Source organism: Streptomyces scopuliridis (assembly GCF_042790125.1).
Lineage (GTDB): Bacteria > Actinomycetota > Actinomycetes > Streptomycetales > Streptomycetaceae > Streptomyces > Streptomyces scopuliridis_A.
In genome coordinates this window covers 266,701-281,937 of the sequence record NZ_JBHTZS010000010.1, presented here as the reverse complement: position 1 = coordinate 281,937, position 15,237 = coordinate 266,701, and the positions used below count along the sequence as shown (strand labels likewise).

At 70.0% G+C, this 15,237-nt stretch carries 11 protein-coding genes and 1 riboswitch; of the genes, 10 read left to right on the top strand and 1 reads right to left on the bottom strand.

Annotation, left to right across the window (positions count from 1 at the left end; all coding sequences use genetic code 11):
* Nucleotides 1-183 precede the first annotated feature (183 nt).
* The 6 genes from ACFRKB_RS18500 to ACFRKB_RS18475 all read left to right on the top strand — a co-directional run bounded on the left by ACFRKB_RS18500 (nt 184) and on the right by ACFRKB_RS18475 (nt 7,641).
* Nucleotides 184-1,194 carry a LacI family DNA-binding transcriptional regulator gene (locus tag ACFRKB_RS18500; RefSeq protein WP_365974213.1) on the top strand — a complete coding sequence of 337 codons (1,011 nt, stop codon included), beginning with the start codon at nt 184-186 and terminating at the stop codon, nt 1,192-1,194.
* 227 nt (nt 1,195-1,421) lie between these two features.
* Nucleotides 1,422-2,771, top strand: a complete 1,350-nt coding sequence (locus tag ACFRKB_RS18495) for an ABC transporter substrate-binding protein (protein ID WP_383106943.1) — start codon at nt 1,422-1,424, stop codon at nt 2,769-2,771.
* 7 nt (nt 2,772-2,778) lie between these two features.
* A complete protein-coding gene (locus ACFRKB_RS18490; protein ID WP_383106941.1) occupies nt 2,779-3,735 on the top strand; it encodes a carbohydrate ABC transporter permease in 957 nt (318 codons plus the stop codon).
* 16 nt (nt 3,736-3,751) lie between these two features.
* Entirely contained in the window at nt 3,752-4,672 is a 921-nt protein-coding gene (locus tag ACFRKB_RS18485) for a carbohydrate ABC transporter permease (RefSeq protein WP_383106940.1), read from the top strand.
* 38 nt (nt 4,673-4,710) lie between these two features.
* Complete coding sequence (locus ACFRKB_RS18480) at nt 4,711-6,315, top strand: glycoside hydrolase family 13 protein (protein WP_383106938.1); 1,605 nt, start codon at nt 4,711-4,713, stop codon at nt 6,313-6,315.
* Between the two features lie 207 nt (nt 6,316-6,522).
* Nucleotides 6,523-7,641 (top strand): CobW family GTP-binding protein, encoded by a 1,119-nt coding sequence (locus tag ACFRKB_RS18475; RefSeq protein ID WP_383106937.1) that lies wholly within the window; start codon nt 6,523-6,525, stop codon nt 7,639-7,641.
* Nucleotides 7,642-7,653: 12 nt separating this feature from the next.
* Here ACFRKB_RS18475 and ACFRKB_RS18470 read toward each other — a convergent pair whose 3' ends face one another.
* Nucleotides 7,654-10,104: a DNA gyrase/topoisomerase IV subunit A gene (locus ACFRKB_RS18470; protein WP_383106935.1), complete on the bottom strand. Its 2,451-nt coding sequence runs from the start codon at nt 10,102-10,104 to the stop codon at nt 7,654-7,656.
* Between the two features lie 202 nt (nt 10,105-10,306).
* Between ACFRKB_RS18470 and ACFRKB_RS18465 the strand changes: the two genes are divergently transcribed.
* The 4 genes from ACFRKB_RS18465 to ACFRKB_RS18450 all read left to right on the top strand — a co-directional run bounded on the left by ACFRKB_RS18465 (nt 10,307) and on the right by ACFRKB_RS18450 (nt 15,060).
* Nucleotides 10,307-11,674 (top strand): M16 family metallopeptidase, encoded by a 1,368-nt coding sequence (locus ACFRKB_RS18465; protein WP_383106972.1) that lies wholly within the window; start codon nt 10,307-10,309, stop codon nt 11,672-11,674.
* Between the two features lie 17 nt (nt 11,675-11,691).
* The gene (locus tag ACFRKB_RS18460; protein ID WP_383106970.1) at nt 11,692-13,074 is read left to right on the top strand and encodes a M16 family metallopeptidase; all 1,383 of its coding nucleotides are present in this window, start codon (nt 11,692-11,694) and stop codon (nt 13,072-13,074) included.
* Nucleotides 13,075-13,261: 187 nt separating this feature from the next.
* Nucleotides 13,262-13,431, top strand: a riboswitch (cyclic di-AMP (ydaO/yuaA leader).
* Between the two features lie 13 nt (nt 13,432-13,444).
* Nucleotides 13,445-14,215, top strand: coding sequence for a M23 family metallopeptidase (locus ACFRKB_RS18455; RefSeq protein WP_383106934.1), 771 nt, complete (start codon nt 13,445-13,447; stop codon nt 14,213-14,215).
* Nucleotides 14,216-14,370: 155 nt separating this feature from the next.
* Entirely contained in the window at nt 14,371-15,060 is a 690-nt protein-coding gene (locus ACFRKB_RS18450; RefSeq protein WP_383106932.1) for a GntR family transcriptional regulator, read from the top strand.
* Nucleotides 15,061-15,237: the final 177 nt, after the last annotated feature.

The following is a 15,237-nucleotide window of genomic DNA, read 5'->3' as shown; positions in this document are numbered from 1 at the left end:
TTACCAACCCCACGTCCACATTATCTAACAACTTAAACCCGTTGTTGGGGCTGGTCCGCCCCGGGGGGCGTTTGTGGGGGGCGGGCGGGCCCCCCCCGGCCGCCACTTCGCTTACCGCCCTCTTTACGCTCGAATTACGCTCTCAAGCAAGTAGCTTGCATCCCTTGCGATAGTCTTGCGTGTATGACGCGACGACTTGCTCAGGTGGCGAAGAAGGTTGGGGTCAGCGAGGCCACGGTCAGCCGGGTGCTCAATGGCAAGCCCGGGGTCTCGCAGGCCACGCGCCAGTCGGTGCTGACCGCGCTGGACGTCCTGGGTTACGAGCGGCCGACGCAGCTGCGCGGCGAGCGCGCCCGGCTCGTCGGTCTGGTGCTGCCGGAATTGCAGAATCCCATCTTCCCGGCGTTCGCCGAGGTGATCGGCGGGGCACTGGCCCAGCAGGGCCTGACGCCCGTGCTGTGCACGCAGACGAAGGGCGGCGTCTCCGAGGCGGACTATGTGGAACTGCTGCTCCAGCAGCAGGTTTCCGGGGTGGTCTTCGCCGGCGGGCTGTTCGCGCAGGCGGACGCCCCGCACGACCACTACCGGCTGCTCGCCGAGCGCAAGATCCCGGTCGTCCTGATCAACGCGCCGATCGAGAACCTCGACTTCCCCTGTATCTCCTGCGACGACGCCGTGGCCGTCGAGCAGGCCTGGCGCCATCTCGCCTCGCTCGGCCACGAGCGCATCGGTCTCGTCCTCGGCCCGTCCGACCATGTGCCCTCCCGGCGCAAGCTCGCCGCGGCGCTGGCGGCGGCGAAGGCGGCCAGGGCGAAGCTGCCCGACGAGTGCGTCGAGCGGACCATGTTCTCCCTGGAGGGCGGGCACGCGGCGGCGTCGCGGCTGCTGGACCGGGGGGTCACGGGCATCATCTGCGCGAGTGACCCGCTGGCGCTCGGTGCGGTACGGGCCGCCCGCCGGCGCGGTCTCGACGTACCGCGCGAGGTGTCCGTCGTCGGCTTCGACGACTCCGCTTTCATGAACTGCACCGAGCCGCCGCTGACCACCGTCCGGCAGCCCATCGAGGCCATGGGGCGGGCGGCCGTGGAGATGCTGAGCGCCCAGATCCAGGGCGGCGCGGTGCCGTCCGGTGAGCTGCTGTTCGAGCCGGAGCTGGTCGTACGCGGTTCCACGGCGCAGGCCCCGCGCGCCTGACGGGCAGGCACGCCCGTATCCGGGCCCCGCACGCGAACAGCGTGCGGGGCCCGCCGCGTTGCGGGGCCGTGCCGCATCCAGATGACCGGACATGCGCACCAACTGTCAAGTATTTGCGAAATCGGGGCGACATATTGCGGACATCCGTAGTTGGTGGTTGAGTGAGCGCCGCCACACAGCGAGCAGCTGTGGGTTTCCCACGCTCCTGCCCAAGAGGGGTCCCACCGATGAGAAGTTCCGGGTTCCGCCGCACCTGCACCGCAGCCATAGCCTCCGCGCTCGCCCTCACTGGTCTGGCCGCGTGCGGCTCGGGCAGTGAGGACACCGCCGGGGGCAAGACGCGTATCACCGTGAACTGCATGCCGCCGAAGAGCGCCAAGATCGACCGGCAGAACTTCGAGGACGACATCGCGACGTTCGAGAAGGCCAACCCGGACATCGACATCGTCGGCCACGACGCCTTCCCCTGCCAGGACCCGAAGACCTTCGACGCGAAGCTCGCCGGCGGTCAGATGGAGGACGTCTTCTACACGTACTTCACGGACGCCCGCCACGTCGTCGACATCAACCAGGCGGCGGACATCACCTCGTACGTGAAGGAGATGAAGGGCTACGGCGACATCCAGCAGTCGCTGCGCGACGTCTACACCGTCGACGGCAAGGTCTACGGCGTCCCGCGCACGAACTACTCGATGGGCCTGCTCTACAACAAGAAGCTCTTCCAGCAGGCCGGCCTCGACCCCGCCAAGCCGCCGGCCACCTGGGAAGAGGTCCGCGCCGCCGCCAAGAAGATCGCGGGACTCGGCAAGGGCTATGTGGGATACGCCGATTACAGCGCGCAGAACCAGGGCGGCTGGCACTTCACCGCGGAGATCTACTCGCAGGGCGGCGATGTCGTCACCGCGGACGGCAAGAAGGGGAGCGTCGACACCCCCGAGGGCAAGGCCGTCCTGCAGAACCTCAAGGACATGCGCTGGACCGACAACTCCATGGGGACCAAGCAGCTCCTGATCCTCAACGACGTCCAGCAGATGATGGGCTCCGGCAAGCTCGGCATGTACATCTCCGCGCCGGACAACGTGCCGATCCTGGTCAAGGAGAAGGGCGGCAGGTACGAGGACCTCGCGCTCGCCCCGATGCCCGGCGGCAAGGGCACGCTCATCGGCGGCGACGGCTACATGTTCAGCAAGAAGGCCTCGCCCGAGCAGATCAGGGCCGGTCTGAAGTGGCTGGAGTTCCAGACGAACGGACCGGGCACCGGGCTCAACAACTGGAAGCGCGCCGCCGATCTGAAGGCCCCGGTCGGTCTCCCCGAGCCCCGGCTGTGGACCGGCGCCACGGACGCCGCGGACCAGGAGCTCAAGAAGCAGTACGCCAACGTCCCGGTCGAGAACTACCAGGCGTTCCTGGACGGCAGCCAGCAGCTCACCGCGAAGCTGGAGCCGCCGAAGGCCCAGCAGATCTACTCGGTCCTCGACGGGGCGGTCTCCGCGGTCCTCACCAAGAAGGACGCCGACATCGACGGTCTCCTGAAGGACGCGCAGTCCAAGATCGACGGAATCCTGGCCCGAGGCTGACGCGTCGATGAAGACTGCCCAGGCCCCCCACCGGTCCGCCGCCGCGCCGCCCGCCACCCCGGGGCCGCGCCCGGCGGGCCGCGCCGCCGCGGGCCCACTCCGCCGCAGACTGTCCCATCAGGCGCGCGCCTACGGGTTCCTGATCGGCGGCCTCGTCTGCTTCGCGCTGTTCTCCTGGTACCCGGCGATCCGCGCGGTGATCATCGCCTTCCAGAAGTACACCCCCGGATCGGCTCCGGAGTGGGTCGGGACCGCCAACTTCACCCATGTCTTCGACGACCCCGAGTTCGGGGCGGCCTGGCGCAACACACTCACCTTCACCCTGATCGCCCTGCTGATCGGCTTCGCGGTCCCGTTCGTGATGGCGCTCGTCCTCAACGAACTGCGCCACGCGAAGGCGTTCTTCCGGGTGGTCGTCTATCTGCCGGTGATGATCCCGCCGGTGGTCAGCGCCCTGCTGTGGAAGTGGTTCTACGATCCGGGCGCCGGTCTCGCCAACGAGGCGCTGCGCTTCCTCCACCTGCCCACCTCGAACTGGACCAACGGCGCGGACACCGCGCTCCTCTCCCTCGTCATCGTCGCGACCTGGGCGAACATGGGCGGCACGGTCCTGATCTATCTCGCCGCGCTCCAGGGCATCCCGGGGGAGCTCTACGAGGCCGCGGAGCTGGACGGCGCCAACATCTGGCAGCGGGTGCGCCATGTGACCGTCCCGCAGACCCGCTTCATCATCCTGATGCTGATGCTGCTCCAGATCATCGCCACGATGCAGGTGTTCACGGAGCCCTTCGTGATCACCGGTGGCGGACCGGAGAACTCCACCGTCACGGTCCTCTATCTCATCTACAAGTACGCGTTCCTCTACAACGACTTCGGCGGGGCCTGCGCCCTGAGCGTGATGCTGCTGATCGTGCTCAGCCTCTTCTCCGCCCTCTATCTGCGGCTCACCCGCACCGACGACTGAGAGAGGAGCGCGGCGCATGATCCGACGTACCGCGGCCGTACGCACCCCCGCTGTACGCACCCCGGCCGTACGCACCCTCGTCTCCCCGCTCGCGCTCGCGAGCACCCGGGGCAGGGCGCTCTACTGGACCGTCTTCGGCGGTGTCGTCCTCGCGTTCGTCCTGGCCTTCCTGTTTCCCGTGTACTGGATGGCCTCCGGGGCGATGAAGTCCCCGGACGAACTGGTGCGGACGCCGCCGACGCTGGTCCCCGGCACCTGGCAGCTCAGCGCGTACACCGATGCCTGGGACCTGATGCAGCTGCCCACGCATCTGTGGAACACCGTGGTCCAGGCCGCAGGTGCCTGGATCCTCCAGCTCGTCTTCTGCACGGCGGCGGCCTACGCCCTGTCCAAACTGAAGCCGGCGTTCGGGAAGGTGATCCTGGGCGGCATCCTCGCCACCCTGATGGTCCCCGCCCAGGCGCTGCTCGTACCGAAGTACCTGACCATCGCCGATCTGCCGCTGATCCACACCAGCCTGCTCAACGACCCGCTGGGGATCTGGCTGCCGGCCGTGGCCAACGCGTTCAACCTCTATCTGCTGAAGCGGTTCTTCGACCAGATCCCGCGCGATGTGCTGGAGGCGGCGGAGATCGACGGCGCGGGGAAGCTCCGTACCCTGTGGTCGATCCTGCTGCCCATGTCACGGCCGGTGCTCGGCGTGGTCTCCATCTTCGCGCTCGTCGCCGTCTGGCAGGACTTCCTCTGGCCGCTGATGGTCTTCTCGGACACCGGCAAACAACCCATCAGCGTCGCGCTGGTCCAGCTGTCGCAGAACATCCCGCTGTCGGTACTCATCGCCGCCATGGTGATCGCCAGTATCCCGATGGTCCTGATGTTCCTGGTGTTCCAGCGCCACATCATCGCCGGCATCAGCACCGGCAGCATCAAGGGCTGACCAGGACCCCAGGGCCGTACACCGTGAAAGGAAGTCGTATGGAAGGCAGCCCTCTGGCGCCCGCCGACACGAATTGGTGGCGGGACGCCGCCATCTACCAGATCTACGTACGCAGCTTCGCCGACGGGGACGGAGACGGCACCGGAGATCTCGCGGGCGTACGGGCGAGGCTGCCGTATCTCGTGCGACTCGGGGTGGACGCCATCTGGTTCACCCCCTGGTATCTCTCGCCCCTCGCCGACGGCGGCTATGACGTGGCGGACTACCGCGCCATCGACCCCGCCTTCGGCACCCTCGCCGAGGCCGAGAAGCTCATCGCCGAGGCGCGTGAACTGGGTATCCGTACGATCATCGATGTCGTACCCAACCATGTCTCCGACCAGCACGCCTGGTTCAAGGCCGCGCTCGCCGCCGGCTCCGGCAGCCCCGAGCGCGAACTGTTCCACTTCCGACCCGGGCGCGGCGAGCACGGTGAGATCCCGCCGAACGACTGGATCTCCGAATTCGGCGGCACGCCCTGGACCCGGCTCGACGACGGCGAGTGGTACCTCCATCTCTTCGCCACCGAGCAACCCGACCTCAACTGGGCCCATCCCGCGGTGCGCCGGGAGCACGAGGACGTGCTGCGCTTCTGGTTCGAGCGCGGCGTCGCGGGCGTACGGATCGACTCGGCCGCGCTGCTCGCCAAGGACCCGGCGCTGCCGGACTTCACCGCGGGCCGCGACCCGCACCCCTATATCGACCTCGACGAACTGCACGACATCTACCGCTCCTGGCGCGCCATCGCCGACGAGTACGACGCCATCTTCGTCGGCGAGGTCTGGCTGCCCGACACCGAGCGGTTCGTGCGCTATCTGCGCCCGGACGAACTGCACACGGCGTTCAACTTCAACTTCCTCGCCTGCCCCTGGGACGCGGATCTGCTGCGGACCGCGATCGACGAGACGCTCGCCGAGCACGCGCCCGTCGGCGCCCCCGCCACCTGGGTGCTCTGCAACCACGATGTGACCCGCACGGTCACCCGGTACGGGCGGGAGGCCAGCGGCTTCGACTTCGCGGCCAAGGCGTTCGGCACCCCGACGGACACGGAACTCGGCACCCGCAGGGCGCGCGCCGCCGCACTGCTCTCGCTGGCGCTCCCCGGCGCCGTCTATCTCTACCAGGGCGAGGAACTGGGGCTGCCCGAGGTGGAGATACCACGCGACCGGATCCAGGACCCGATGCACTTCCGCTCCGGCGGCACGGACCCGGGGCGTGACGGCTGCCGGGTGCCGCTGCCCTGGACGGCGGACGCGCCGTACGCGGGGTTCGGCTCGGAGACCGAGCCCTGGCTGCCCCAGCCGGAGTCATGGGCCTCGTACGCCGCGGATCGTCAGGGCGCCGATCCGGCGTCGATGCTCGCCCTCTACCGCGAGGCCCTGCGGCTGCGCCGTACCGAACCGGGCTTCGGGGACGGGCCGATGAGCTGGCTGGAGGGTGCTCCCGGCGTGCTGTCCTTCACCCGCGCCGACGGTCTGGTCTGTGTCGTCAACCTCGCGGAGGAACCGGCGGAACTCCCCGCCCACACATGTGTCCTGCTCACCAGCGGCCCGTTGGACGGCGGGCGGCTGCCGCAGGACACGGCGGCCTGGCTGCGGAGCTGAGGCACGCGTCACGGCCGTGTCGCAGGACACGCCGGGGTCCCGCCCCGTCGAGGCCCCCGTCCGCTCAGCCCGGATCCGTCCCGCCCGGGGCAGGTCCCCGGGCGGACGGGTGGTCCGCCGGAGCGCCCATATCCTGGAGCGGACGGAGGACTCCAAGACCGGCGGAGGACTCCCGAACCGGAACCGGCATGGCACGGAGGCGCGCGCGTGAGCAGGAAGCAGATCCCGGTGGTCGTCCTCACCGGCTTTCTGGGATCGGGCAAGACCACCTTGCTCAACCATCTGCTGCGCCGCCGCGCCGGCAACCGGATCGCGGTGGTCGTCAATGACTTCGGCGCCATCGAGATCGACACCATGACCGTCGCCGGACAGGTCGGCTCGACGGTCTCGCTCGGCAACGGCTGTCTGTGCTGCGCCGTGGACGCGAGCGAACTCGACGGCTATCTGGAGCGGCTGACCCGGCCCTCCGCCCGGATCGACATCGTCGTCATCGAGGCCAGCGGACTGGCGGAACCACAGGAGCTCGTCCGGATGATCCTCACCGGCGACCATCCGCACGCCGTGTACGGGGGACTGGTCCAGGTCGTCGACGCCGCCGAGTTCGACGCCACCCGGGCACGCCATCCCGAGATCGACCGGCATATCTCGCTCGCCGATCTCGTGGTGCTCAACAAGACCGACCGGGTGGCGGAGACGGAGCACCGGCGCATCCTCGCCACCCTGGACGGACTGGGCCCGGGGACGTCGGTGGTCTCCGCCTCGTACGGACGGATCGACCCGGAACTGCTCTTCGACCCCGCGGTCCGTCCCGACGAGGAGGAGAAGGCGCGCCAGCTCTCCTTCGAGGACCTGTACGAGGACGCGCACCCCGCCGGCGACGAGCACGCGTCCCACGACGGCCATCTCCACGCGGCCTACGAGAGCGTGTCGTTCACCGCCGCCGCCCCGATGAACCCGCGGCGGCTCATGGCCTTCCTCGACTCCCGGCCCCCGGGGCTCTACCGGATCAAGGGATTTGTCGACTTCGGCGCCGCCGACCCGGCCAACCGCTATGCCCTGCACGCGGTCGGCCGGGCGCTGCGCTTCCACCCGGCGCCCTGGGGGCGCGGCGCGGAACGCCTCACCCAACTGGTGCTGATCGGCTCGGGAATCGACCGGGAGGCGCTGCTCAAGGAGCTGGACGCCTGCCAGGAGACGGATCCGCGGGCGGCGCGGGACGCCGCCGTGGACCAGAGCGGCATGTGGGGCGTCCTGCGCTACGTACCCGACCTGACCGAGCCCGGGTCCGGGCCCGAAGGCCCGGATCCGGAGCCGGACATGCCGTGAGCGGACCGCTCGTCAGTGCGCGGGACCGGCCAGCGACTCGACCGCCTTCGTGAACGGCGTGCCCGATCCGTCCCGGCGCGGGTCGGGCTCCGGCAGCTCCACGGGAACACCGGCCTTCGTGGCCGCCCGCGCCGGACTCGCCCCCGCCCAGGCCAGGACCAGCATGTCCTCGCCCTTCAGGAACCGGTGACAGCGCACACCGCCCGTCGCCCGGCCCTTGCGCGGGTACTGGTCGAACGGGGTGAGCTTGGCCGTACGCACCGAATCGTCCAGCGTGCCGTGCGAGCCGGTGACCGTGAAGACCACGCCGTCCGCCGCCGGATCCACCGCCGTGAACGAGATCACCGACGCGCCTTCGGCGAGCTTGACGCCCGCCATGCCGCCCGCGGGCCGGCCCTGCGGCCGCACCTGCGAGGCCGGATACCGCAGCAGCTGGGCGTCGGAGGTGATGAACACCAGATCCTCCTCGCCCGTCCGTAGCTCCGCGCCGCCGACGATCCGGTCGCCCTCCTTGAGGCCGATGACCTCCAACTCGTCCTTGTTGGACGGGTAGTCGGGCACCACGCGCTTGACGACGCCCTGGAGCGTGCCCAGCGCGAGCCCCGGGGACGACTCGTCCAGCGTGGTCAGACAGACCAGCTCCTCGTCACCCTCCAGCGCCAGGAACTCCGAAACGGGCGCCCCGCCCGACAGATTCGGCGCCGAGGCCGTGTCCGGCAGCTGGGGCAGGTCGATCACCGAGATCCGCAGCAGCCGGCCGGCGGAGGTCACCGCGCCGATGTCGCCGCGCGCCGTCGCGGGCACGGCCGAGACGATCACATCGTGCTTGACGCGCCTGCCGTCACCGCCCTCCAGGGGCTCGCCGTTGACCGTACGGGCCAGCAGGCCGGTGGACGAGAGCAGCACCCGGCACGGGTCGTCCGCGACCTCCAGCGGCACCGACGCGACGGACGAACTCGCGGACTCCAGCAGCACCGTGCGCCGGGGGGTGCCGAACTTCTTGGCCACCGCGGCCAGTTCGGACGAGACCAGCTTGCGCAGCTCGGCGTCCGACTCCAGGATCCCGGTCAGCTCGTCGATCTCGCCGTTGAGCCGGTCGCGCTCGCTCTCCAGCTCGATCCGGTCGAAGCGGGTGAGCCGGCGCAGCGGCGTGTCCAGGATGTACTGCGTCTGGATGTCGCTGAGCGAGAAGCGCTCGATCAGCCGCTCCTTTGCCTGCGCGGAGTTGTCGCTCGACCGGATGAGCCGGATGACCTCATCGATGTCGATGAGCGCGACGAGCAGTCCCTCGACCAGGTGAAGCCGGTCGCGCCGCTTCGTACGCCGGAACTCGCTGCGCCGCCGCACCACCGTGAAGCGGTGGTCGAGATAGACCTCGAGCAGCTCCTTCAGGCCCAGCGTGAGCGGCTGGCCGTCGACCAGCGCCACATTGTTGATCCCGAAGGTCTCCTCCATCGGCGTGAGCTTGTAGAGCTGCTCCAGCACCGCCTCGGGCACGAAACCGTTCTTGACCTCGATGACCAGGCGCAGTCCGTGCGCGCGGTCGGTGAGGTCCTTGACGTCCGCGATGCCCTGGAGCTTCTTGGCGGAGACCAGATCCTTGATCTTCGCGATCACCTTCTCGGGGCCGACCGAGAACGGCAGTTCCGTGATGACCAGGCCCTTGCGGCGCGCGGAGACGTCCTCGACCGTCGCGGTGGACCGGATCCTGAACGTGCCCCGGCCCTTCTCGTAGGCGTCCTTGATGCCGGTCAGCCCGACGATCCGGCCACCGGTGGGCAGATCGGGACCCGGCACGAAACGCATCAGCGTCTCCAGGTCCGCGCCCGGGTGCTTGATCAGATGGCGCGCCGCCGCCACGACCTCCCCCAGGTTGTGCGGCGGCATGTTCGTCGCCATGCCGACCGCGATCCCGGAGGCGCCATTGACCAGCAGGTTCGGATACGCGGCCGGAAGCGTGACCGGTTCCTGCTCCTGGCCGTCGTAATTCGACTCGAAATCGACGGTGTCCTCGTCGATCGACTCCGTCATCAGTGACGTGGCGTCGGCCATCCGGCACTCGGTGTAACGCATGGCGGCCGGCGGATCGTCGTTGCCGAGCGAACCGAAGTTGCCATGGCCGTCCACCAGCGGCAGCCGCATCGAGAACGGCTGTGCCATGCGGACCATGGCGTCGTAGATCGACGCGTCCCCGTGCGGGTGGAGCTTGCCCATCACCTCACCGACGACGCGCGCGCACTTCACATAGCCGCGGTCGGGACGCAGGCCCATCTCGTTCATCTGGTACACGATGCGGCGGTGCACCGGCTTCATTCCGTCGCGGGCGTCCGGCAGGGCCCGGGAGTAGATCACCGAGTAGGCATACTCAAGGAAGGAGCCCTGCATTTCATCGACCACGTCGATGTCGAGGATCTTCTCCTCGAAGTCCTCCGGCGGCGGGGTCTTCGTGCTGCGGCGGGCCATCGCTGCTGCGGCTCCTTCACAGGTTCTGAACGGCAACTTCTCTGACTGACGCGGACCATTGTGGACCGCGCCACTGACAACCCCGACCTCGACCCGTCGTTGAGCACGCGCCGGGGGTGCGCGGCACCGGGAACTTCGCCAGGTGCGAGCACGCTTGCATACAGTGGCAGGACTTCTCCATCTCGCGATCGAAGGGACGTACATGCCCATGGGTCACACGGCCACAGCGCAGGCCGGTTCCGGCGGCCTGACAGCGACCGAGCACCGCCTGGCCAACGGCCTGCGCGTGGTGCTCTCCGAGGACCACCTGACCCCGGTCGCCGCGGTGTGCCTCTGGTACGACGTCGGCTCACGGCACGAGGTCAAGGGCCGTACGGGACTCGCCCACCTCTTCGAGCACCTGATGTTCCAGGGCTCGGCGCAGGTGCAGGGGAACGGCCACTTCGAGCTGGTGCAGGGGGCCGGCGGCTCCCTGAACGGCACCACCAGCTTCGAGCGCACCAACTATTTCGAGACGATGCCCACCCACCAGCTGGAGCTGGCGCTCTGGCTGGAAGCCGACCGGATGGGCTCACTGCTCGCCGCGCTCGACGACGAGTCCATGGAGAACCAGCGGGACGTCGTCAAGAACGAGCGCCGCCAGCGGTACGACAATGTGCCCTACGGTACGGCCTTCGAGCGGCTGACCGCGCTCGCGTACCCCGAGGGGCATCCGTACCACCACACCCCGATCGGCTCGATGGCCGACCTGGACGCGGCCACCCTGGAGGACGCCCGCGCGTTCTTCCGTACGAACTACGCGCCGAACAACGCGGTGCTCTCGGTCGTCGGCGACATCGACCCCGAGCGGACGCTCGGCTGGATCGAGAAGTACTTCGGCTCGATCCCGTCCCACGACGGCAAGCAGCCGCCGCGCGACGGCTCGCTCCCCGACACCATCGGTGAGCAGCTGCGCGAGGAGATCCACGAGGAGGTCCCGGCGCGCGCGCTGATGGCCGCCTACCGGCTGCCGCACGACGGCACCCGCGAGTGCGACGCCGCCGATCTGGCGCTGACCGTCCTCGGCGGCGGCGAGTCCTCCCGGCTGCACAACCGGCTGGTACGCCGCGACCGGACCGCGGTCGCCGCGGGCTTCGGGCTGCTGCGCCTGGCGGGCGCGCCCTCCCTCGGCTGGCTGGACGTGAAGACGTCCGGCGGCGTCGAGGTCCCGGAGATCGAGACCGCCGTCGACGAGGAGCTGGCACGCTTCGCCGCCGAGGGCCCGACCGCCGAGGAGATGGAGCGGGCCCAGGCCCAGCTGGAGCGCGAGTGGCTGGACCGGCTCGGTACGGTCGCCGGCCGCGCCGACGAGCTGTGCCGGTTCGCCGTGCTCTTCGGCGACCCGCAGCTGGCGCTGACCGCCGTGACCCGCGTGCTGGACGTCACCGCCGAAGAGGTACGGGCCGTCGCCGCGGCGCGGCTGCGCCCCGACAACCGCGCGGTGCTGGTCTACGAGCCGGTCGCCGCCGACGGCGACGACGCCTCCGCCGATGAAGACGAGACCGACGAGCACGAGGGGGCGGACCAGTGACCGACGCTGCCGTGACCATGGACTTCCACCCGCGCCCGACGGCCGGCGAGGCCCGGCCCTGGGCCTTCCCCGCCCCCGAGCGCGGCGCTCTCGACAACGGCCTGACGGTGCTGCGCTGCGACCGTCCCGGGCAGCAGGTGGTGGCGGTCGAGATCAATCTCGACGCCCCGCTGGACGCCGAGCCCGAGGGGCTCGACGGTATCGCCACGATCATGGCGCGGGCGTTCTCCGAGGGCACCGACAAGCACAGCGCCGAGGAGTTCGCCGCCGAGCTGGAGCGCTGCGGCGCCACGCTCGACGCGCACGCCGACCACCCGGGCGTCCGGATCTCCCTGGAGGTCCCCGTCTCCCGGCTGCCCAAGGCGCTCGGCCTGCTCGCCGAGGCGCTGCGCGCCCCCGCCTTCGCGGACAGCGAGGTCGAACGGCTCGTACGCAACCGACTCGACGAGATCCCGCACGAGACCGCCAACCCGAGCCGCCGCGCCGCCAAGCAGCTCTCCAAGGAGCTGTTCCCGGCGTCCTCGCGCATGTCACGGCCGCGCCAGGGCACCGAGGAGACGGTGGAGCGCATCGACGCCGCGGGCGTGCGCGCCTTCTACGAGGCGCATGTACGCCCCGCCACGGCCACCGCCGTGATCGTCGGTGATCTCACCGGTGTGGATCTGGACGAGGTCCTCGCCGACACCCTCGGCACCTGGACCGGCGACACCGCCGCGCCCCGTCCCGTACCGCCCGTGACCGCCGACGACACGGGCCGCGTGGTGATCGTGGACCGGCCCGGCGCCGTCCAGACCCAGCTGCTGATCGGCCGCATCGGCGCCGACCGGCACGACCGGGTCTGGGCCGCGCAGGTCCTCGGCACGTACTGCCTGGGCGGCACGCTCACCTCCCGGCTGGACCGCGTGCTGCGCGAGGAGAAGGGCTACACCTACGGCGTACGGGCCTTCGGCCAGGTGCTGCGCTCCTCGTCGCCCGACGCCCCGGGCGGTGCGACCGGCGCGGCGATGCTCGCCATCAGCGGCTCCGTGGACACCGCGTCCACCGGCCCGGCGCTGGACGACCTCTGGAAGGTGCTGCGCACGCTCGCGGCCGAGGGGCTGACCGACGCCGAGCGCGATGTGGCCGTCCAGAACCTGGTGGGGGTGGCCCCGCTGAAGTACGAGACGGCGGCCTCCGTCGCGAGCACGCTGGCCGACCAGGTCGAGCAGTTCCTCCCGGACGACTTCCAGGCGCGGCTGTACGCGCGGCTGGCCGAGACCGGCACCGTCGAGGCGACGGCCGCGGCCGTCAACGCCTTCCCGGTGGACCGGCTCGTGACCGTGCTCGTCGGTGACGCCGCGCAGATCAAGGAGCCGGTCATGGCTCTCGGGATCGGTGAAGTGACGGTCGTCACCGGCTGATCCGGCCTCTTCGGGGAACCCCGGCGGCTTCGGCTGCCGGGGTTCCCCTTTATGTCCCTCTTTGTTGGGGAGGGTGACTGTCTGCCCTGTGGTGTGCGCTACAAAGGGGCCTGTCTGTTTGGTGATTGAAAGACGACCCGCTTAACGTCGGTCCGGCTGTTCGCCAGTTCGCCGCGTCCGCGGCATCGGACAGTCATCGCCGAGTCCCCGTCAGGCGCGAGCCCGGGGAGCCGGGGACCCGTGAGATCCCTGGGGTGAATCGGGTGTCGTCCGCTGCCCTGTGCGGCGGAAGCGCCCGTAGGAGACCTTCCTGCTCCGAACCCGTCAGCTAACCCGGTAGGCGAGAAGGAAGGAAAGGACCAGCCACTCCATGGCGTTCACCCGTGCCACCGGGAAGCATCGTGCCCGCAGCCGTACGTTCCGCGGGAGCGTGCGCGTCGCAGGTGCCGCGACGCTGACCGCCACCGGTGTCATCAGCTCCCTCGCCGCTTCCCCGGCGCTCGCCGCCGGCACGGACGCGGCCGCCGCGCAGACCGGGCTGATGCAGGCCCTGGTCATCAACGACTCCCTCGCCGGCACCATCGACGCCCAGGCCGACGCGCAGCACCGGGCCGCCGAGGCCAAGGCGAAGGCCGCCGCGAAGGCGGAGGCGGCGCGCGAGGCCGAGGCCCGCGCCCAGGAGATCCGCGCGGAGAAGGAGCGCGCGGCCCGGGCCGCCGAGCGCGCGCGGCTCAACGCCTTCCAGCTCCCCATCGCCGGCTCGTACGTCACCACCGGGTACCGCGCGGGCGGCTCGCTCTGGTCCTCCGGCAGCCACTCGGGCGTCGACTTCCGCGCCGCCTCCGGCACCTCCGTCGTGGCCGTGGGGGCGGGCACCGTGGTCGAGGCGGGCTGGGGCGGCTCGTACGGCAACAACATCGTGCTGCGGATGAGCGACGGCACCTACACCCAGTACGGCCATCTCTCCTCGATCGGCGTCACCGTCGGCCAGAGCGTCACCCCCGGGCAGCGGATCGGTGTCTCCGGCGCGACCGGCAACGCCACCGGGCCGCACCTCCACTTCGAGGCCAGGACGGGCCCCGACTACGGCTCGGACATCGACCCCGTCGCGTATCTGCGCGCGCACGGCGTGAACGTCTGACCACCCCCGACCACTCCGCTCCCCGCCACGGTCCGCCGGCCAAAAGATATCCATGGATTCCGGGCACCCATCGGAAATTCGCGATGATTGCAATAGAGTCACGGAACAGGCGTCAATCGGCAGCGTTTCGCGCGGATTAAGGCGGAGGTTCGGACATGCGTATTCCGGCGCACTCGGTATGCACGGCGATTCGCGACGACATCGTCTCCGGCGTATTCGAACGTGGCAGCCGGCTCACGGAGGAGCAGCTGGCACGGCGCTACGGCGTCTCCCGTGTCCCGGTCCGCGAGGCCCTGCGCACGCTGGAGGCGGAGGGCTTCGTGACCACCCGCCGCCATGTCGGTGCCTGCGTGGCCGAGCCCACGGAGCAGGAGGCGGCGGACCTGCTCGACGTGCGGCTGCTGCTGGAGCCGCTGGGCGCCGCGCGCGCCGCCCAGCGCCGTACGGAAGCCCATCTCAAGGTCCTGCGCGGCCTGGTCAGACTGGGTCAGGAGCGGGCCCGCCGAGGCCAGGGCGAGGATCTGCGCTCGCTCGGCGCCTGGTTCCACGAGACACTCGCCCAGGCGTCGGGAAGCCCCGCGCTCACCGCCCCGCTCACCCAGCTCCGGCACAAGATCGCCTGGATGTACCTGGTCGACCAGCCCGCCAGCCCCGCGGAGTCCTGGGCGGAGCACGGCGCGATCGTGGACGCGGTGGCGCGCGGCGACGCGGAGCGGGCGCGGACGCTGACGGCGCTGCACGCGGAGCGGACCGCCGCGGCGCACCGGCTGAAGCGGCCGGAGCGCGGCCGGGAAAAGGTGAGGGCTTCGCAACATGCCGTAAACATCGCGAGCGTCCGCAATTAACAATCACGCCGTATACAAAGAAGAGAAATAGTCGGGGGCGCCCTTTTCGCTGCCCGCACGGAAAGCTGCCCGCACGGAAAACGGAGCCGTGGGGGGGGGGGGGGGGGCGGACAACGCCCCCCGGGGGGGGGGGGGGGGTATGTAAAAAAAAAAGCAACAACAAAAAACACACTAGAG